We start from the raw sequence: 17,589 nt of genomic DNA, 5'->3' as shown, positions 1-17,589 counted from the left end.
TTTTTGAGTAATATATGACAAACTTCCATACCTTAAATACTTTTAACAACCCTTTTCGCTATTATAGGGTGGTAGATATTGTCCCTTTTCAGGAGAAAATAGCTGTATTGCAATTTGCCTCAGCCGATGTTTCTAAAAAGATGGTGAAAAACGGAGTGTATGTAGATCGTTATATTCTTGTAGATATCTTTTCAGAAGATTTTACATCACAAAAACGACTTTCTTTTTTCTTTGAAGAAGAAACCTGCTATAATAGTGATGTATACTATTATTGGGAAGGCGAACGACTTTTTATGTTCATTGAATACTATAAACTCGGTAATATTTTTGCAACCAATAAAGTATTTGAAATTACTGAAAATGAAGTGATAGAACAATCTTTCTGCGTTATCCCTCAAAAGCGAATTCTCAATGATGCTAAAGTCTATTCTTTTGGAGATAAAGAAGTTTTTATACAATCCCCCTTTATGATGAGCTGCCGAGATAAACAGAACCAAAAAACACTTTGGAAATACAAACTCTCTGCTTATCTTTACACTGAAATAGAGGAATGTAACGATATCTTATATTTTGGCACGGCAGGCAAAGGTGGTTATTTTTATGGAGTTTCACTGAATAACGGACAGACGATATTTAGTTATAATACGGGACAAACAGTACGCTTTGTACGAAGTGGAGAACGTATTATCATAAGTGATAAAAAACAAAAGCCAATGCTTATCAATGCCTTAACTGGAGAGTTCATTCATTCATTAGACATTGGCAAATACACTATTGATTATGAGCAACAAATGCTTTGGTATAAAAATCGTTTTTATGGCATTGTTCGCAATAAGAAAAAAGACCTATCGGTGGTGTGTATCGATATATAAAAAGTAAATCAACAACAAAAAAATACTGATATTAAAAATTTGGCACACGTGTGTGCTGAATTGATAATGAGGAATGAGCCCCCTCTTACCTCTTATCTCTTACCTAAACAAAATGAACTTAGAAGAACTTAGAGAATATTGCCTTTCCTTGCCCCACGTTACCGAGGATATGCCTTTTGGTGAAGATATTTTAGTATTTCGGATTTGTAATCGTATTTTTGTGCTTACAAGTTTAGAATCAGTACCTTTGCGGGTGAGTCTCAAGTGCGACCCCGAGCGCGCGATAGAACTCCGCGAGCAATACCCCGATAAGATTATAGCGGGCTACCACCTCAACAAAAAACATTGGAATACTGTACTTTTAGAAGGCTTACCCCCTACCCTTATCAAGGAGATGATACAGCACTCTTACGACCAAGTACTTGCCAAAGTACCAAAGAAGGAAAGAGAAGCGTTAGGGGTGTAAACTCCGTAATCTTTCTTAGGATTGGGAATATCCGTGATAATTTAGTAAAACAACAAAAATTAATTAAAAATGAAAAAGAAAAAACTTTGGATACTTTTTATCATTACTACTTCAGTATATGCCTATTTGATGTTGGTAACCGTACCAGCTCTTAAAGCAATGGCTGGAGGAATGGATATTTTAGATGTGCCTCCGTTTTATGATGCTACTTACATTCAAGAGCTATTTAGGCGTTTAGGTGAAGAAGGTCGCCATTTCTATTTATACCGACAAATTCCTGTGGATATGATATATCCCGGTCTGTTTGCTATTACCTACTATCAACTGATACGTTTCTTTTTAGAAAAACTCAACCAAAGAAAGCTCCTTTTCTTATCATACTTCCCAATAATAGGAGGTATTTCTGATTATTCAGAAAATTTCAGTACCATTACAATGCTCACACACTATCCTGAAAACTTATGGATAGAGACCTTAGCACCCTATTTTTCTCTTATGAAATGTATCTTTGTGGTACTTTCTTGGGTATTATTTTTTGTATTAGGAATTACAACATTCATAAAAACAAGAAAACAATAAAACAACTACAAAGTCACCAAGTTGGTGACTTTTTAGAGATGCCGATAGGCATCGCCTCTTATCAGATCAAAGAAATCATCGATAACACTATCGCTGAATTTGAAAAAAACAAACTTAAAAACTTTTACGAATAGAATGACACGAAGTAAATTAACTTTTATTGTTTATGGCGATATGTTTGATATAGATGAGTTTTCTAAAATCATAAATATATCTCCTACCGAATTTGCTTACAAAGGTGATAAACTAAAATTTAGGATAAGTACAGAAACATTTTGGCAACATTCATTTAAAGATATTATATCTCTTTATGTAGAAGATAGTTTAAAGCCTCTTGAAAAAATTATAACCCCAAGAATTGAGGAGATAGCTTCATTTATGCAGAAAAACAATTTAAAATCTATAATGCGTTTCAAAGTTGAAACAAATAAAGAACCTGCTCCAGCAATAGTTTTTGAAAACAATATTATCAATTTGCTAAGCAAACTAAACAGTTCTATTGATTTAGATTTGTACATCTATGATTGATATAAGTCACCAATTACAGAAAATGAAAGAAAGTATAAAACTGCTACAAACTTAAAACCTTATAAACATAGAACAATTAACAAAATGTTTAAAATTTAAAAATATAATTTTGCTCTTGTGAATTACAATATACTTGCCCCTCTATTAATAGCTGTTTTGGCTTGGGCGTTTATACTCATTTGGTTTTCCAAGAAAAACAAACAAGAAAGGATGAAAAGGCAACAACTTTTAGCCCAGATAAAAGAACAACTCCCTATTCCCACATTCAAAGAGTTGTTACAAGCTTTAGAAGCCTTGAACTATAACCCTGCTCAGTGTTATTTTAAAACAAATACTTTTGATCAAGGAAATGTAGTTGTGGGCAACACTTGCTTTCTGCAACGAGAAAACCAATGGGTGGTATGCCTTGCCGATACTCGTTGCTTCTGTGATGAACAGTCTTTTGATAGCGAACAAGAAGCCTGCGAAAACTTTGTATATAAATATTTTCTCCTTAGTAAAGAAGAAATTAATTGGTTAAAGCAATGAACACATCTAATTATACCACCAAGTTTGGCACTCTTGCTTTCTCACAAAAAGTGGGAGACGAGTATTTTTGGGAGGCTTCATATCAGTGGAAAAGTGATTTCTACAAAGAAACTTTACAGCTGCCTTTTTCTGTGTTTAGCAAAAGTAAAACCATCACCCCTGATACTATTGCTTTTATTGAACAAATCCTTATCAGTGCAGATAAGTTGGTAGCCAAGGCACTTTCTTATTTTCAAGAACAACTGCTGATATGCTCAGATGGCTTTCATCTTTCAGAAGAAGAAAAGCGATTGCTAAGCGTTCCCTTGCAAGAAGTTCCTTTTGAAAGTCCACAGTTACTGTTCTATGACAACAAAGAGTGGATATTGCATTTTGCCGAAGGTAGTTTCAGCTTTTGCGAGCCTTATGGAGTTTCTTTTCATTTTAAAGACGAAGAACCTATCCTAATAGAAAACTTAGAAGACGCTGAAGAAATATAATCAACTTACAAAGAGGCTGTCCGAAAAGTCTAAAAATCGTTTTTACATCATAAACTTTGTCAAAGTCCCAAAACTTTGACAAATCCTATAAATCTGATAATCAATCACTTTTAGTCACATTGTAAGGGCGTTTTGCAAACGCCCCCACAAAATGAAACTTTTAAGACAGCTTTTTTAGAAACACATATAACATCGTATGAAAAAAATCGTATTTATCATTTTAGACAAGTTTGCCAATTGGGAACTGGCTTATCTTTCTGCTGCCCTTGGCGAAAAACAATTAGGGACAGCACAATACTCTGTTTTGTATGCTTCAACCAATAAAGAGGTGAAAACCTCCATCGGCAATCTCAAAGCCTTACCCGACCTTAGTATCTGCGAAATTCCCGAAGATATTTCGGCTCTTGTATTTATTGGGGCAGAAGGTTCGTGGCATAATCTTTCTAAGGAGCAAACCTCTCAGCTGGTAACCCTTGCCCAAAAGATAAAAGCCAATGGCAAAGTGTTAGGAGCTATTTGTGATAGCGCACGCTTTTGTGCTGTGAATGGTTTGCTAAATGATGTAAAGCATACCGCTAATACTTTTGATGAGATAAAAGATGCCGTGCTTTATACCAATGGCGAGAATTTCGTACTTACCGCCAATGAAGCTGTAACTGATCACAAGGTAGTAACCGCCAAGGGGGATAGTGCATTGCATTTTGCGGTAAGTGTACTGCGTGCTTTAGGCGATGTCCCCGAAGAGAATATACAATTTTTCTATACCCTACACACCAAAGGCTTTCTCAAAGCTATTCAAATGAACTAATTTGCTAATTATACTATGAAATATTTTAAAACCGAATGCAAAAACCTTTTCCTATCACCCAAACGACTGTTTTACGTTTTGGTGTTTCCCTTGGTTATCTTTGGGTTCTTTGCGGCTATTTTCTACAAAGGAGTACCCCGCGACCTGCCTATGGCGTATATCAATTACGACCAAAGTCAGCTGTCCGAAAACCTTTTGCGTATGCTCGATGCTACGCCCAATATCGACCTGAAAATCAAACTCACCGATGAAAAAGAAGCCCAACGACTTATCCAGCAACAGCAGATAATGGGCTTTATCGTTATCCCTGCCGATTTTCAGCAGAAACTCTTCAAAGGCGAAAATCAATCGGTGATTTGCTATACCAATAGTCAGTTTATGCTCGGGGCAAGTCTTATCCAAAAGGATTTTCAAACTACTGTAGGAATGTTCTCTGCCGGACTGGTGATGAAAAAGAAAATGCAAAAAGGGCAACAAACCGAGAAGGTACGTGCCGAAGCTCAAACCGTAAAGGTAGACGACCACGGATTATTTAACCCTTATGCTAACTATGCCTATTACCTGCTCACAGCACTTTTGCCTATGATGCTCCAAATGATTGTGATGATGGTAACTGTGTATGTATTAGGAGTAGAATTCCGTTACCACCAAGGGAAACAGTGGCTCAAAAAGGCAGGCGGCAGTCCGCTAAAAGCCTTGATAGGCAAACTCTTGCCTTATACTTTAGTGCTCCTCTTTGTCGCGTGGTGGATGAACTATCTCCTTTTTGGGCTTATAGGCGCACCCCTCCACATCCCGATGTTCAACGTAGTACTCATCACTTTTGCTTTAGTCATCATTTATCAAATTATCGCGATTACACTCGTCTCTCTCCTGCCTAATTTTAGGTCAGCACTCACCATAGGCAGTGGTTTTACAGCGATTGCCTTCTCATTTGCCGCTTATACTTTTCCGATGGAAGGATTGCCAAAGAGTATGCAGTATTTAGCACAAATTTTTCCCTATGCTCATTTTATGAAATACTACGTAAATCGTGCGATCAAAGGGATACCTGTAGAGATGACGTGGCAGCCCCTTTTAGCCTTATTGCTCTTCGGCTTATTGCTGATAGTTGCCTACCCTATGTTTGTAAAGAAAATAAAATCAGGAGGATATGAAACAATTTAGAAGTTATATATATCAAAGTTCAGCCGACTTCACCCGTGCAATGCTTTGGGAAGCCAAATACATATTCCGCGACAAAGCTGTGTTCTTTTCGTTTGTTATCGTAGCAGTAGTAGTCTCTTTCTTGTACACCTACCTCTATTCCGAAGAAACGCTACAAAAACTCCCTATTGGAGTAGTTGATGAAGATAATACAGCGCAAAGTCGTCAGCTATTGCGTATGATAGATGCCAATAGTGGCGTGGCTATCTACAGCAGCTATCTCAACCTCAGCGAAGCAGAAAAGGCTTTTCAGCGCGAGCAAATACGCGGTATCGTAACCATTCCTAACGGTTTTGCACGCGACTTACAACGCGGGGAACAACCCGCCATATCAGTCTACGCCGATGCCTCGTATATGCTCTATTACAAGCAAATACTCACTGCAGCGAAACTCTCGGCTGCCTACCTCAATGCGGGCGTGGAAATGAAACGCTCTTCAGCTCAAGGCAAGCTCCCTACCCAAGCACGTGAGGAAGCAATGCCTGTGAGTGCTAAAGTAGTGAGTTTGTACAACCCTTCATCGGGTTATGCTACTTTCTTGATTCCCATAGTGTTGGTGATTATTTTCCAAACTACCATTCTCACAGCAGTAGGCATTTTAGGAGGTACAATGCGCGAAGGTAACAAGCTACGCAAAATATACCCTAATTCGCATAACTTCTGGGGAGCACTACCTATTGTAATGGGGAAAGCTACTACCTATTTAGGATTTTCAACCGTAATTTTGCTCATTATCTTAGGAATTATAATGCCATTGTTTGGAATTCCAGTACGCAGTTCAATGCTCAGCACCTTGGTATTTATGATACCTTTTATCCTTTCGATAGTGTTTATGGGGCTTTGTCTGCTCAACTTTGTACGCCGCCGTGAAGATGCGATTATGCTCATTATGTACACCTCGTTGCCATCGGTAATGCTCACTGGCTTTTCGTGGCCCTCAGTAGCAATGCCACAATGGCTAAATGTCTTTTCGTATATCGTGCCTACCACCTTAGGGGCAAAAGGATTTATTTCCATCACCCAAATGGGGGCTCACCTCACTACCATTATGCCTTATTGGCTGGGAATGTGGGGACTCTGTTTAGTGTATTTAGTATTAGCGACTTTCACCCTAAAGAAGGTTTTGAATAAGTAAGAGATAAAAGAAAAAGCTGCCTGAGCACAATGTTCAGACAGCTTTTTTAGTATCTCCTATAATTTGTCATTCCAAAAGAAAAAAGCTACTACCGATATAAAGATAATACAAAGTATATTCAGTACAAAACCAGCTTTCACCATATCCTTCTGACGCACTTTACCGGTACCATAAGCAATGGCATTAGGCGGAGTCGCAACGGGCAACATAAAGGCACAAGATGCTCCTAAACCTATGATGAGTGAAAGCCCTAACGGGTTAAGTCCCATATTTTCGGCTACCGAAATGAAGATAGGTACCAATAGTGCTGCACTGGCGGTATTGCTAGTAAACTCGGTGAGAAAGATGATAAAAGTAGCGACAACAACTCCAATGACAAAGTAACTACTATCAGAAATAAGGAACTGCACCGACTCTACGAGTGCCTTGCTCGCTCCCGATTGAGTGAGGATTACACTTAATGAAAGTCCGCCACCGAAGAGCATTAGCACACCCCAATCGGTGTTTTCTTGTATTTGTTTCCATTCGGCAACGCCAAACAAACACACAAACACGGCGGCAATCATTGCTACCACAGCATCAAAATCTTTTATTTTTTCGATATGTAAGAAAGAAGTAATCACCTCATTGATTACATCGCCAAATATCCAGCAAAGGGCTGTAATTAAAAAGATGAGAATAGTGAGATATTGTTTAGTGTTCAGCTTTTCAGTCATTGCTTCACTCTCTATCTTGATATTCAGCTTAGGGCGAAATACCACATACATTGCTCCAATCATCAGAGGGAACAAACCTAAAACTGTAGGCATACCATAGCGCAACCATTGGGCAAAAGTGATGTCCAATTGAGAAGCGACAATCGCATTAGGTGGGCTACCTACCAAAGTACCCATACCACCTATACTCGCGCTGTAAGCAATCCCCAATATCACAAAGGCATAGGTACCTTTATTAGTTTCATAGTCAATGTTTTTGAGCATTCCCATAGCCAAAGGGATAATCATCGCTGCTGTAGCGGTATTGCTAATCCCCATAGAGAGGACAGCGGTAACCAATAACAAAAGGAATACTGCTACCATAAAATTCCCTTTCGCCAAAGAAATCACCTTATGAGCGATATATTGGTCGAGTTTTTGAACACTTAAGGCTGTAGCAATAGCAAAACCACCAAAAAACAAAAAGATTGTAGGGTTTGCAAAAGCCTGTAGCGCACTTTTAGTATTCTCTAATCCTAAAAGTATTGCCAATACAGGCACTAAAAGTGCCGTGACAGTAATATGTAAGGCTTCAGTAAGCCATAAAATTGCTACAAAGGCAAGTAAAGCCAAACCTTTTTTAGTAGGTTCTTCATAAGGAAGAAACCAATAGAGCAAGAGCCCTATCGCTAATGCGATGGCTATAATAACAGAACGTTTGATGTATTTGGTTAGCATATCAATTAGGGTTTAGTTATTTACAGGTGGTATTAGGGTTTTAGTTTTACTGCGTATTCCTCTTCTGAGACAATTACAATTCCTTTTTGTAACAAAAGATTGTTTGGCAAACTTATCTGTTCACCTTCGGCAGTTTTCAAAAGAGTATAAAAAGATTTGATATCTATAATTTTAGCTTCAATAGGATAATCTTTATCTAAAATCTTGATAGTATCGCCTATTCTAAACGGAGAAGAGAAAAACACAATAATGCCTGCTGTAATATTGCTGAGTATAGACCACTGAGCAAAAAAAGCTACTCCTATTACAGTAAGGACTGAAGTAACGAACAAGAAGAGTTGTTCGGTTTTTATTCCCCAAATAGAGACAATAGTAAGAATAGCCAACGCATAGATAAAATAATCTATATATTTTTTAACCAAACTCGTACGACTCACCCCTAAGCCCGCTCTTTTGCCAAACTTTTCGATGATAGAGTTCACCAAATAGCGCAGGGCAGTGAAAACCACCAATGCAATGGCAGTAGCGACAATTTGGTATATGTAACTTTGTATATAGGTCATACGCTATTTTGCGATATTCACAGCACGAGTTTCACGGATTACCGTTACTTTCACTTGACCTGGGTAGGTCATATCAGTTTGGATTTTTTGTGATAAGTTGAATGATAGTTCTGCGGCTTTATCATCGGTTACTTTTTCGCTTTCTACGATTACGCGTAACTCACGACCCGCTTGAATAGCATAAGCTTTTTTCACACCTTGGAAAGTGAAGGCTGCATCTTCGAGGTCTTTGAGACGTTGAATGTACGAATCGAGTACTTGGCGACGTGCTCCTGGACGTGCTCCACTGATAGCATCGCATACTTGTACGATAGGTGAAAGCAATGAAGTCATTTCTATTTCGTCGTGGTGAGCCCCAATAGCGTTGCACACTTCGGGTTTTTCACCATATTTCTCTGCCCATTCCATACCGAGGAGCGCGTGAGGGGTTTCGGTTTCCACTTGTGGCACTTTACCTATGTCGTGCAAAAGTCCGGCACGTTTGGCGAGTTTAGGGTTCAAGCCTAATTCGGCTGCCATTACCCCGCAAAGTTTGGCTACCTCGCGTGAGTGTTGTAAGAGGTTTTGACCATAAGAAGAACGGTATTTCATACGTCCCACACATTTCACCAATTCGGGGTGTAATCCGTGGATACCGAGGTCGATTACGGTGCGTTTTCCTATTTCAACGATTTCTTCTTCTATTTGTTTGGTAGTTTTTTCAACTACTTCCTCAATACGTGCAGGGTGGATACGACCATCGGTTACGAGTTTGTGCAATGAGAGGCGTGCAATTTCGCGGCGTACTGAATCGAAGCAAGAGAGGATAATCGCTTCGGGGGTATCATCTACAATAATTTCGACCCCGGTAGCGGCTTCAAGGGCGCGGATGTTGCGACCTTCACGACCGATGATGCGACCTTTCACTTCATCGGATTCGAGGTTGAATACTGATACACAGTTGTCTACTGCTTCCTCAGTGCCTATACGTTGTATGGTATTAATGATGATTTTTCGAGCTTCTTGATGAGCGGTGAGTTTAGCTTCCTCAATGGTATTTTGGATATATGCCATTGCATCGGCTTGAGCCTCACTGCGAAGAGAGTCGGTGAGTTGTTTTTTAGCTTCTTCGGCGGAGAGTCCGGAGATAACTTCGAGTTGTTGCACTTGGCTTTTGTGTAAACGTTCGATTTCTTCTTGTTTTTTGTCGAGAGTTTGGAGGCGGAAATCAACTTCTTCAGTTTTCTTTTCCAACTCGTCTTTCAGGCGTTTGTTTTGAGCTAATTCATTGGATACTTGTGATTCTTTATCACGGATACGTTTTTCAGCCTCTGCCATTTTTTTATCTTTGGCAGCGATTGTTTTTTCGTGTTCGGCTTTTAGTTCGAGGAACTTTTCTTTAGCTTGGAAGATTTTGTCTTTTTTAATGTTTTCGCCTTCAACTTTAGCATTTTTTAGAAGAACGTCGGCTTCATTCTGAGCGTTGAGAATAATTTTAGAGGCGTTCTTCTTTTCCAGCACTTTGGCGATAGCAAACCCTATGGCAAGGGCGATAATAAAAACTGCAATACTTATAATAACTGTACTATCCATCTTGTTGATTTAAAAAAATAAAATATTAATATAAAAAAATGCCTATATTGATTAATGTGTTTCACGTAAAACTCTGAAAAACAGGTTTAGGGATACTCAGTAGGTCAAGTATCCGGCAACTGAAAGACCGGCGCGCTTTAGCTACTGTAACTCACCCTTTTGTGAAATGTTAATGTTGAGTTTACCGAAAGGACAATCAATATAGGCAGTAAGTTTTTGTATGTAAATGTACGTGCTTTTACCCTATTTGATTTAGGGTGTTGTATACCTTTTGTAGGGTATTTTTGAGGGTTTCATCTTCTTGGGTTTCATTGAGGCGAGTTTGTTCTATCTGTCGTGCTAAGGTGATAGCGCACATAGCCAACCCGTCTTGTTTATCGCGCAATTGATAAATGGTTTCAAACTCTTGAATCATATCATTTATTTTTTTTGCGGCTTTTCTAAAACCCTCTTCTTGGGTAGGTACAATGGTAAGGGGGTATAGCCTATCGGCTACAGAAAGTTTGATTTTCAATTCGTCCTGTTCCATTGTTATTGTTTTGTAAGCTGAACGATACACGCGTCGATTTCGCGTATAAGGGTATTGATTTTCAGTTTAGTTTCTCTCTTGTGTTCTTTACTGCCTAATATACGGTTAGCAACAGCGAGTGTTTCGTTTTTTTCTTTCAGTGAAGTGATTGTGCTCTGAAGCGATGTTTTTTCACTGCGAAGTTGTTCAATGGTTTGCTTTAATTTGCCATTTTCCTCTCTAATACTTTGAAATTGGGCTTGTAGGGCAATGGCTTTTTCGTTTAATAAGGCTACCAATTGTTTTAAATCACTCATCGGAATAGCAAACTTTGTATATTTGGGGCAAAAATACAATAGTTTTTTTAAAAAAGCAATTTTTTTAGTAAAGAACGTAAGTTCAACTTGATAAAAATACACCTAAAATAATGTAAGTCAAACAAATAGATAGTTTTACTATTTTTGAAGGGGCTTACAGTTTATACGGGCTTTGATACAGATAATCTTTAATTATCAGTTTATTCAACTTTGGCAAAGTGTAGTGATAAAATAATTTTACGAAATTTAATTCTATTATTAGCCATATCCCCTCTCAATAAAAATTTCTCTGTTTAGAAAATTAGTACTACTTTTGCACTCTAACACTTACAATTAATGAAATTTAGTACTTTTATCAAATATTTTTTCCAAGGAATCCTTATTATCGGTCCCTTGAGTGCTACTATTTGGATTATTTGGTCAATATTCAGGAGCGTTGATAACCTCGTCCCCGATCTCTCTAAGGCTTACCCAGGTTTAGTGTTCGTATTAGTGTTATTAGGTACAGCAATCATCGGATTTATAGGTAGCCGACTCATCTTAGGAAAACTCTTAGTCAGTTTGTTGGACTATCTGGTAGCGCATATCCCTGGCGTAAAAGTTATCTATTCTTCTATCAAAGAGGTATTAGCATCGTTTGTTGGTGATAAACGCAAGTTTTCCAATCCCGTATGGGTTCGTGTAAACGAAACTCCTGAAGTGTGGCGCATAGGCTTCCTTACTCAATCCTCAATGGATTTTGCTAATCTTGAGGGGATGGTAAGTGTATATTTGCCCCATTCATACGCTATTTCGGGTTGGGTAATTGTTACTTCTGCCGAGAATGTAAAACCCGCCGAAGGCTTTACTGCCCAAAAAGCGATGGAATTTGCTCTAAGTGGCGGAATCACAACAATTAATAAGTGATTAACTAATAAAACAATAATTAACAATTAAAGGCGCGAGCTATGAGCTCGCGCCTTTTTTATCCCCCATTCCTCTACTGTTACAACCCTGTAACCCCCGGTTACAACTATTTGCCCACTTCTTCAGAACTCCCCAATTTTGCACCACAAATCAAAAAGAAAATGGAACTCCTCAAAGAACAATTCATTACCTTTATAGGGCTCTTGCTCTCTGGCTGGGTAGGCTGGCTCTTCGGCCGACCAAAACAACGCGTTGAACTCCAATCTAACGAATTAGACAATGTTGATAAGGCAATTCACATCTACCGCGAAATGATTGACGACTTAGGTGTAAAATACGCCAAAGCCATTGCCGACCTCAATGAGGCTAACCAACGCATCAAAGAACTTGAGTCTTCTATCGATAACCTTTTAAAACAACTTAGAAAATGACAAACAACGAACAACAAATCGCACATTTTGTAACTACCTACAAGCCCTATGCTTTAGAAACCGAACGAAAAACGGGCATTTCACACCTCTTTATTTTAGCACAAGTAGCCTTAGAAAGTGCTTGGGGAACACACGCTCCCGGTAATATGTTCTTTGGCATAAAAGCTAAACCTAATACGCCCACCGAGGAACGACAACTCTTGCTAACTACCGAAATCCTCTCTTGTGATTGGCAAACTTATCAGCGCAACCCTGCATTACAAAAATTCCCCGAAGTACTAAGCGTTACCAAGCGTCCTGATGGCAAATACACCTATAAAGTAAAAGACTGGTTCAAAAAATACCCCTCTCCCGAAGCCTCTTTCACCGATCACGCCCTGTTTTTCCTGCACAATCCTCGCTACGCAGAGGCTCTAAAGGTCAAAACCGACCCTTACTTATTTGCTGAAGCTATCGCTCGTGCTGGTTATGCTACCGCCCCCGATTATGCTACCCAACTCAAAAAAATCATAAAACAACTATCAAAATGAAACAAATCCTCTTTTTATCGCTTTTTTCACTTCTGCTATCTTGTAAAACGCACAAAATCAAACAAACTGAAACTCTCCAAATGCGTGAGCAACTTGATAGCCTCTACCAGCAACAACACGCCGTATTACACAGCATCGAATGGATCAACAGCCTGCAAGAAGTGCATCTCACTCTTGAATCGTTTAAGGATAGCACGGGGCGTACCCAAGTACAACTCCACAGCACTACCCGTCTAAAACGTCTGCGTGAATACACCGATAGTTTGCAACAGAATGAGGTACTTCATCTACGACAAAGAACCCTACATTTTCACAAACACCAATCGTTCAAACAGAAAGAACACAAATTTGAGTTATCTCCTAATAACTATTGGCTTATTGTACTCGTTTTGGTAGCGATTGCCTATTACCAATATAAAAAATGTATTCTAAAGAAATAGAAAAAAACTATTTACACCCCCCTCCCACCTCCGAGATTCCCCAAGATTCTCTGAGATTCTCCAAAAACTCCTAAATCATCAATTGATTACCCGAATAATCAATCGCTTTTAGATCACATTATGTAGGAAAGCCTGCGATAGCTGGGTATGTGCTGCAAACGCCCACGCCTACACACAAAATACCTCCAGCGGGGGTTAGGCTTTGAAAAAACATCTCTAAATAGAGATTATTTCTAAATAAATTTGTACCTTTGCCCCAATTCTTATCTCTTATCTCTTACCTAAAAAAGAAGTATTATGGAACATTCACACAACCACGACCACGATCATCACCACGACCACGATCACCATCACCACCATACAGTAACCGATCTAAGTGCTCTCAATCGCGCTTTCTACATAGGTATTGGGCTCAATTTGCTCTATACCCTTATCGAATTTGTAGTGGGGTTTAAAGTCAATTCATTAGCGCTTATTTCCGATGCAAGTCATAATCTGAGCGATGTTGCTAGTTTAGTGATTTCACTCATCGGAATGAAACTTGCTCACCACGCTGCTACCCAGCTATATACTTATGGCTACAAAAAAGCGTCTATCCTCGCTTCACTTATCAATGCGGTACTGCTGATGTACATCGTGATAAAAATCTTTATCGAAGCCTTTGAACGCCTTTCCAATCCTCCCGAAATGGCTGGAGCTGCTATTGTGATTACAGCCTTTATAGGGGTAATTATCAACGGGCTATCGGCTTTCCTCTTCTATAAAGGTCAAAAAAACGACATCAATATCAAAGGGGCTTTCCTACACCTCCTCCTCGATGCTTTAGTATCGGTAGGGGTGATTATCTCAGGTGCAATTATGTACTTTACCGGTTGGTATATCGCCGATCCTATCAGTAGTTTTATGGTGGGTATCGTGATTCTCTTCTCTACTTGGGGACTCTTAAAAGAAAGCGTAAAACTCATTTTAGACGGCGTCCCTCAGAATATAAACCAAGCTCACATACAACAATTGATAGAACAACATCCAATGGTCGAAAGCGTGCATCACCTCCATATATGGGCACTGAGCAGTGCTCAAAATGCCTTAACAGCCCATTTGGTACTCAAAGAATGTATTACTCTAAAAGAATTTATGACCATCAAAGCTGAACTAAAACACTCACTCTCTCACGAAGGAATTACCCACAGCACTTTTGAAATAGATACCGAAAATTGCCACTGCAAAGAAGAAAACTGTAATTAAAAAAATATTGCTATCTTTGCCGCCCTAACACTTTTCACTATTCACTTTTCACTTACCTATGGGAAGCAAAAATAAACTCAAACGATTCGAAGAAAATAAAACCTTTGCTAATGTAATTCAGCCCTCACGCGACGAACTCCTCACCGATGCTTTTGCCTATAAAGGACGTTGGAATGAACTCTATTTCAAAAACAACCACCCTATAGTTTTAGAATTGGGCTGTGGCAAAGGCGAGTATTCAGTAGGATTAGCAAAACGTCATCCCGAGAAGAATTTTATAGGAATAGATATCAAAGGAGCGCGCTTTTGGCGAGGAGCTAAAACTGCTATAGAAGAAAATATCGCCAATGTAGCTTTCCTCCGCACTCAAATAGAACTCATCGAAAAATGCTTTGCTTCAGGCGAAGTGAGTGAAATATGGATTACTTTCCCCGATCCGCAAATAAAATATAAACGTACCAAACACCGCCTCACAAACGCCGATTTTCTCGCACGTTACGAGCGTATCCTCGCCCCCGATGGCTATGTGCACCTCAAAACCGATAGTGAGTTTATGCACGGTTATACCTTGGGCTTGTTACACGGAGCAGGACATAAAGTGCTTTATGCCAATCACAATATCTACAACAGCGATGGCGTACCCCCAGAAGTAACCGAAATTAAAACCTTCTACGAACAGTTCTATTTAGAACAAGGCAAACCCATTACCTATATTCGCTTTCAGATAAAAAAACAGTAATGCTTCACAAACTCAATTTAAACGACATACTTTTTTTGGATATAGAAACTGTACCATTACACGAACAGTACAGCGAATTGTCGGCTGAAACTCAAATGCTTTGGGAAGAAAAAACGCGTTACCAACGCAAGGAAGAGTTCTCTGCTGAAGAGTTCTACGACCGCGCAGGTATTTGGGCTGAGTTCGGGAAAATTGTGTGCATATCAGTAGGCTATTTTTCATTCAGGCATCAGCAACGCACCTTTAGAGTAACCTCGTTCACAGGTGAAGAAAAGAATTTGTTAGAAGATTTCAGTAGATTAGTAAACGAACATTTTTCACGCCCTAATAAATTGTTTTGCGCCCATAACGGCAAGGAATTCGATTTTCCATATATCTCCCGCCGTATGATTATCAACGGGATAGAAATTCCGCAAAAGCTACAGCTCTTTGGCAAAAAACCTTGGGAAATCCCTCATCTCGATACAATGGAAATGTGGAAATTCGGCGATTACAAACACTATACTTCACTGAAACTCTTAGCTCATATTTTGGGCATACCCTCTCCTAAAGACGATATCGATGGCAGCGAAGTGCGCAATGTGTTCTACAACGAAGGTGATATCGACCGTATAGCTACTTATTGCGAAAAAGATACCATTACGGTTGCGCAAATACTTCTGCGCTTCCGCAACGATACCCTTTTAAACGATGATGAAATCCTGATTTTAGGACACTGATAAGCGTTATTCCCCTTCTTTTACTTCTTGGGGTGCAGGCTCTTCTTTTACCTCTTGGTATACTGGTTCTTCACTTGAAGGATATACCGGATCTTGAACATTAGATTGTTCATTCTTGTTTTTAGAGAGTTTTAAACCTGCGCCTATAGAAATAGCAATATAGTAACTTTTAGCATCTTTAAAATAAAGATGAGGAATGTATTCTTGATTGGTAAGGGGGGTAAGGTTCGTAGAAAAACGAGCATCAACGGTGAAAATCCATTTAGGAATCTCCCACATCACTCCTCCACCTACGTGGAAACTAAGTGAGGCTTGGTTGAAATATTTCGTCATATTAAACTTCTCACTGTTCTGTTTTTCAGAATACGATGCCAAAAGCAAGATTTTAGGAGCTAATCCTATTTGTCCAAAACCTCTAAACCACTTTTTACCCTCAAATTGTAATAAGAAAGGCATTTCTAAGTAATCAAAACGAATGTGACGGCGGTCTTGCAATTTTAAATCAGAGCCTTCAGGGCGATACGGAATCGCCTCGCGCTTATACATCAACTCTATTTGTGAAGCGAAATGAGTTTTGAAAGGTATTCGCAAGAAAAACCCTGAGTTCACTACGCCTGTTTTTCCAAAATACTCCACATTATACCCCTCCATCGATTGTATGGGTGTAATAATCGTAAAAGTACTTGCAGGGCTATTGATTTTCACCCCTATCGCAGTTTGCGCAAAGCTAAATGTAGTAACACTCAAAAAAATGATGATGATTAAAAAACGTTTCATAATATATTGAGTTAAAAAACTAAAATTCTTATTCTTGTGATGTATTCACCTCAGCAGGAATACTGTCATTAGTAATTGTTGGGAGCTCTTCCTGAGGAATAGCCTTTTCTAAAGGCAATGCCTTCTTTTTAAAAGGTTTGTAACCTGCTCCTAAAGAAAACGCAAAATAATAGCTTTGTGCCTTACTGAAATCAATATCAGGGGTGTTCTTTTTAGAGGTAAGTGGTGTAAGGTTGGTAGCGAGTCTTCCATCAGCAGTAAAAACCCAATCTCTTCTGTTCCATAAAACACCTCCCCCAACATTTAAATTGAGAACAACCCTATTAAAAGAGCTCGTAACATTATGGTCGCTTTTTTCTAAAACTGCAGAATACTTTGCTGAAGTTAAGAATTTAGGAGACACTCCTAATTGAGCAAAGCCTCTTACGGTGCGTTTTCCCTCCCATTGTAACAGGGTAGGAACCTCAGCATACCAAAATTTATATACTCCGCGATCAGAGAGAAGTTCTTCTATTGTTTCCTCTTGATGAAAAAACCAAACCCCTTCACGCTTGAACAACACTTCGGTTTGTAGTGCCCAATGTGTTTTTAGAGGTATTCGCATAAAAGCTCCTATATTAAAAGCCCCTATATAAAACTCACCAAAAATACCTCCTCCGTTTCTAATCCCCTTAGGTGTATTTGCAATTTGATGTTTCATTACATTAACTGCTACAAACGGATTAGCAACTTTCACCCCTACGGCTATTTGGCTATAGCTAAATGCCGAAATACTTAAAAGCATAGCAGTAATTAAAAAACGTTTCAT

23 protein-coding genes are annotated in these 17,589 nt (G+C 39.0%); 16 read left to right on the top strand and 7 right to left on the bottom strand.

Going from position 1 to position 17,589, the window contains the following annotated elements:
• Nucleotides 1-14 precede the first annotated feature (14 nt).
• The 9 genes from CBG49_RS04640 (at nt 15) to CBG49_RS04600 (ending at nt 6,601) form a co-directional block, all read left to right on the top strand.
• On the top strand, nt 15-872 hold the full coding sequence (locus CBG49_RS04640; RefSeq protein ID WP_088593575.1) for a PQQ-binding-like beta-propeller repeat protein: 858 nt from the start codon (nt 15-17) through the stop codon (nt 870-872).
• A 112-nt stretch (nt 873-984) separates the two neighbouring features.
• A complete protein-coding gene (locus CBG49_RS04635) occupies nt 985-1,338 on the top strand; it encodes an MmcQ/YjbR family DNA-binding protein (RefSeq protein ID WP_088595263.1) in 354 nt (117 codons plus the stop codon).
• A 69-nt stretch (nt 1,339-1,407) separates the two neighbouring features.
• Complete coding sequence (locus tag CBG49_RS04630; RefSeq protein WP_157668364.1) at nt 1,408-1,917, top strand: hypothetical protein; 510 nt, start codon at nt 1,408-1,410, stop codon at nt 1,915-1,917.
• A gap of 135 nt (nt 1,918-2,052) precedes the next feature.
• Nucleotides 2,053-2,445 (top strand): DUF4279 domain-containing protein, encoded by a 393-nt coding sequence (locus tag CBG49_RS04625; RefSeq protein ID WP_088593574.1) that lies wholly within the window; start codon nt 2,053-2,055, stop codon nt 2,443-2,445.
• 117 nt (nt 2,446-2,562) lie between these two features.
• Entirely contained in the window at nt 2,563-2,973 is a 411-nt protein-coding gene (locus CBG49_RS04620) for a hypothetical protein (RefSeq protein WP_053581176.1), read from the top strand.
• Nucleotides 2,970-3,452, top strand: a complete 483-nt coding sequence (locus CBG49_RS04615) for a hypothetical protein (RefSeq protein ID WP_088593573.1) — start codon at nt 2,970-2,972, stop codon at nt 3,450-3,452. Before CBG49_RS04620 ends, CBG49_RS04615 begins: the two co-directional genes overlap by 4 nt.
• A 196-nt stretch (nt 3,453-3,648) precedes the next feature.
• Nucleotides 3,649-4,260: a DJ-1/PfpI family protein gene (locus CBG49_RS04610; RefSeq protein WP_088593572.1), complete on the top strand. Its 612-nt coding sequence runs from the start codon at nt 3,649-3,651 to the stop codon at nt 4,258-4,260.
• Nucleotides 4,261-4,275: 15 nt separating this feature from the next.
• On the top strand, nt 4,276-5,427 hold the full coding sequence (locus tag CBG49_RS04605; RefSeq protein ID WP_088593571.1) for an ABC transporter permease: 1,152 nt from the start codon (nt 4,276-4,278) through the stop codon (nt 5,425-5,427).
• Nucleotides 5,414-6,601: an ABC transporter permease gene (locus CBG49_RS04600; RefSeq protein WP_088593570.1), complete on the top strand. Its 1,188-nt coding sequence runs from the start codon at nt 5,414-5,416 to the stop codon at nt 6,599-6,601. Before CBG49_RS04605 ends, CBG49_RS04600 begins: the two co-directional genes overlap by 14 nt.
• Nucleotides 6,602-6,657: 56 nt before the next feature.
• Here CBG49_RS04600 and CBG49_RS04595 read toward each other — a convergent pair whose 3' ends face one another.
• The 5 genes from CBG49_RS04595 to CBG49_RS04570 form a co-directional block, all read right to left on the bottom strand.
• Nucleotides 6,658-8,034: an SLC13 family permease gene (locus CBG49_RS04595; RefSeq protein ID WP_088593569.1), complete on the bottom strand. Its 1,377-nt coding sequence runs from the start codon at nt 8,032-8,034 to the stop codon at nt 6,658-6,660.
• A 32-nt stretch (nt 8,035-8,066) separates the two neighbouring features.
• Nucleotides 8,067-8,597 carry a mechanosensitive ion channel domain-containing protein gene (locus CBG49_RS04590; RefSeq protein WP_088593568.1) on the bottom strand — a complete coding sequence of 177 codons (531 nt, stop codon included), beginning with the start codon at nt 8,595-8,597 and terminating at the stop codon, nt 8,067-8,069.
• A gap of 3 nt (nt 8,598-8,600) precedes the next feature.
• Nucleotides 8,601-10,169 carry a ribonuclease Y gene (rny, locus tag CBG49_RS04585; protein WP_088593567.1) on the bottom strand — a complete coding sequence of 523 codons (1,569 nt, stop codon included), beginning with the start codon at nt 10,167-10,169 and terminating at the stop codon, nt 8,601-8,603.
• 238 nt (nt 10,170-10,407) lie between these two features.
• Nucleotides 10,408-10,698 carry a cell division protein ZapA gene (locus tag CBG49_RS04575; protein ID WP_088593566.1) on the bottom strand — a complete coding sequence of 97 codons (291 nt, stop codon included), beginning with the start codon at nt 10,696-10,698 and terminating at the stop codon, nt 10,408-10,410.
• A gap of 2 nt (nt 10,699-10,700) precedes the next feature.
• Nucleotides 10,701-10,994, bottom strand: a complete 294-nt coding sequence (locus CBG49_RS04570) for a hypothetical protein (RefSeq protein ID WP_009412611.1) — start codon at nt 10,992-10,994, stop codon at nt 10,701-10,703.
• A 336-nt stretch (nt 10,995-11,330) separates the two neighbouring features.
• On the opposite strand from CBG49_RS04570, the gene CBG49_RS04565 reads away from it, so the two are divergent.
• The 7 genes from CBG49_RS04565 (at nt 11,331) to CBG49_RS04535 (ending at nt 16,004) form a co-directional block, all read left to right on the top strand.
• Nucleotides 11,331-11,900, top strand: coding sequence for a DUF502 domain-containing protein (locus CBG49_RS04565; RefSeq protein ID WP_088593565.1), 570 nt, complete (start codon nt 11,331-11,333; stop codon nt 11,898-11,900).
• A gap of 161 nt (nt 11,901-12,061) precedes the next feature.
• Nucleotides 12,062-12,331 carry a hypothetical protein gene (locus CBG49_RS04560; RefSeq protein ID WP_034555243.1) on the top strand — a complete coding sequence of 90 codons (270 nt, stop codon included), beginning with the start codon at nt 12,062-12,064 and terminating at the stop codon, nt 12,329-12,331.
• Complete coding sequence (locus tag CBG49_RS04555) at nt 12,328-12,861, top strand: glycoside hydrolase family 73 protein (protein ID WP_088593564.1); 534 nt, start codon at nt 12,328-12,330, stop codon at nt 12,859-12,861. The genes CBG49_RS04560 and CBG49_RS04555 overlap by 4 nt, the downstream gene beginning before the upstream one ends.
• Nucleotides 12,858-13,301: a hypothetical protein gene (locus CBG49_RS04550; protein ID WP_088593563.1), complete on the top strand. Its 444-nt coding sequence runs from the start codon at nt 12,858-12,860 to the stop codon at nt 13,299-13,301. The genes CBG49_RS04555 and CBG49_RS04550 overlap by 4 nt, the downstream gene beginning before the upstream one ends.
• 297 nt (nt 13,302-13,598) lie before the next feature.
• A complete protein-coding gene (locus tag CBG49_RS04545) occupies nt 13,599-14,546 on the top strand; it encodes a cation diffusion facilitator family transporter (RefSeq protein ID WP_088593562.1) in 948 nt (315 codons plus the stop codon).
• A gap of 58 nt (nt 14,547-14,604) precedes the next feature.
• Entirely contained in the window at nt 14,605-15,285 is a 681-nt protein-coding gene (trmB, locus tag CBG49_RS04540; RefSeq protein WP_009412605.1) for a tRNA (guanosine(46)-N7)-methyltransferase TrmB, read from the top strand.
• The gene (locus tag CBG49_RS04535; protein ID WP_009412604.1) at nt 15,285-16,004 is read left to right on the top strand and encodes a 3'-5' exonuclease; all 720 of its coding nucleotides are present in this window, start codon (nt 15,285-15,287) and stop codon (nt 16,002-16,004) included. Before trmB ends, CBG49_RS04535 begins: the two co-directional genes overlap by 1 nt.
• Nucleotides 16,005-16,010: 6 nt before the next feature.
• Here the strand turns inward: CBG49_RS04535 and CBG49_RS04530 are convergent, their stop codons facing one another.
• Nucleotides 16,011-16,781, bottom strand: a complete 771-nt coding sequence (locus CBG49_RS04530) for a porin family protein (RefSeq protein WP_088593561.1) — start codon at nt 16,779-16,781, stop codon at nt 16,011-16,013.
• Between the two features lie 28 nt (nt 16,782-16,809).
• Nucleotides 16,810-17,589 (bottom strand): porin family protein, encoded by a 780-nt coding sequence (locus CBG49_RS04525; protein WP_088593560.1) that lies wholly within the window; start codon nt 17,587-17,589, stop codon nt 16,810-16,812.

This window comes from Capnocytophaga endodontalis (assembly GCF_002209445.1).
GTDB classification, from domain to species: domain Bacteria; phylum Bacteroidota; class Bacteroidia; order Flavobacteriales; family Flavobacteriaceae; genus Capnocytophaga; species Capnocytophaga periodontitidis.
This window is presented reverse-complemented; position numbering and strand designations above follow the sequence as displayed.

Excerpts from the sequence above, each read along its gene's own strand:
- CBG49_RS04590 (WP_088593568.1), bottom strand. The coding sequence starts at position 8,597 with ATGACCTATATACAAAGTTACATATACCAAATTGTCGCTACTGCCATT.
- CBG49_RS04630 (WP_157668364.1), top strand. The coding sequence starts at position 1,408 with ATGAAAAAGAAAAAACTTTGGATACTTTTTATCATTACTACTTCAGTA.
- CBG49_RS04610 (WP_088593572.1), top strand. The coding sequence starts at position 3,649 with ATGAAAAAAATCGTATTTATCATTTTAGACAAGTTTGCCAATTGGGAA.
- CBG49_RS04595 (WP_088593569.1), bottom strand. The coding sequence starts at position 8,034 with ATGCTAACCAAATACATCAAACGTTCTGTTATTATAGCCATCGCATTA.
- CBG49_RS04575 (WP_088593566.1), bottom strand. The coding sequence starts at position 10,698 with ATGGAACAGGACGAATTGAAAATCAAACTTTCTGTAGCCGATAGGCTA.
- CBG49_RS04535 (WP_009412604.1), top strand. The coding sequence starts at position 15,285 with ATGCTTCACAAACTCAATTTAAACGACATACTTTTTTTGGATATAGAA.
- CBG49_RS04565 (WP_088593565.1), top strand. The coding sequence starts at position 11,331 with ATGAAATTTAGTACTTTTATCAAATATTTTTTCCAAGGAATCCTTATT.
- CBG49_RS04615 (WP_088593573.1), top strand. The coding sequence starts at position 2,970 with ATGAACACATCTAATTATACCACCAAGTTTGGCACTCTTGCTTTCTCA.
- CBG49_RS04635 (WP_088595263.1), top strand. The coding sequence starts at position 985 with ATGAACTTAGAAGAACTTAGAGAATATTGCCTTTCCTTGCCCCACGTT.
- rny (WP_088593567.1), bottom strand. The coding sequence starts at position 10,169 with ATGGATAGTACAGTTATTATAAGTATTGCAGTTTTTATTATCGCCCTT.
- CBG49_RS04600 (WP_088593570.1), top strand. The coding sequence starts at position 5,414 with ATGAAACAATTTAGAAGTTATATATATCAAAGTTCAGCCGACTTCACC.
- CBG49_RS04555 (WP_088593564.1), top strand. The coding sequence starts at position 12,328 with ATGACAAACAACGAACAACAAATCGCACATTTTGTAACTACCTACAAG.
- CBG49_RS04605 (WP_088593571.1), top strand. The coding sequence starts at position 4,276 with ATGAAATATTTTAAAACCGAATGCAAAAACCTTTTCCTATCACCCAAA.
- CBG49_RS04525 (WP_088593560.1), bottom strand. The coding sequence starts at position 17,589 with ATGAAACGTTTTTTAATTACTGCTATGCTTTTAAGTATTTCGGCATTT.
- CBG49_RS04570 (WP_009412611.1), bottom strand. The coding sequence starts at position 10,994 with ATGAGTGATTTAAAACAATTGGTAGCCTTATTAAACGAAAAAGCCATT.
- CBG49_RS04560 (WP_034555243.1), top strand. The coding sequence starts at position 12,062 with ATGGAACTCCTCAAAGAACAATTCATTACCTTTATAGGGCTCTTGCTC.
- trmB (WP_009412605.1), top strand. The coding sequence starts at position 14,605 with ATGGGAAGCAAAAATAAACTCAAACGATTCGAAGAAAATAAAACCTTT.
- CBG49_RS04550 (WP_088593563.1), top strand. The coding sequence starts at position 12,858 with ATGAAACAAATCCTCTTTTTATCGCTTTTTTCACTTCTGCTATCTTGT.
- CBG49_RS04640 (WP_088593575.1), top strand. The coding sequence starts at position 15 with ATGACAAACTTCCATACCTTAAATACTTTTAACAACCCTTTTCGCTAT.
- CBG49_RS04545 (WP_088593562.1), top strand. The coding sequence starts at position 13,599 with ATGGAACATTCACACAACCACGACCACGATCATCACCACGACCACGAT.
- CBG49_RS04530 (WP_088593561.1), bottom strand. The coding sequence starts at position 16,781 with ATGAAACGTTTTTTAATCATCATCATTTTTTTGAGTGTTACTACATTT.
- CBG49_RS04625 (WP_088593574.1), top strand. The coding sequence starts at position 2,053 with ATGACACGAAGTAAATTAACTTTTATTGTTTATGGCGATATGTTTGAT.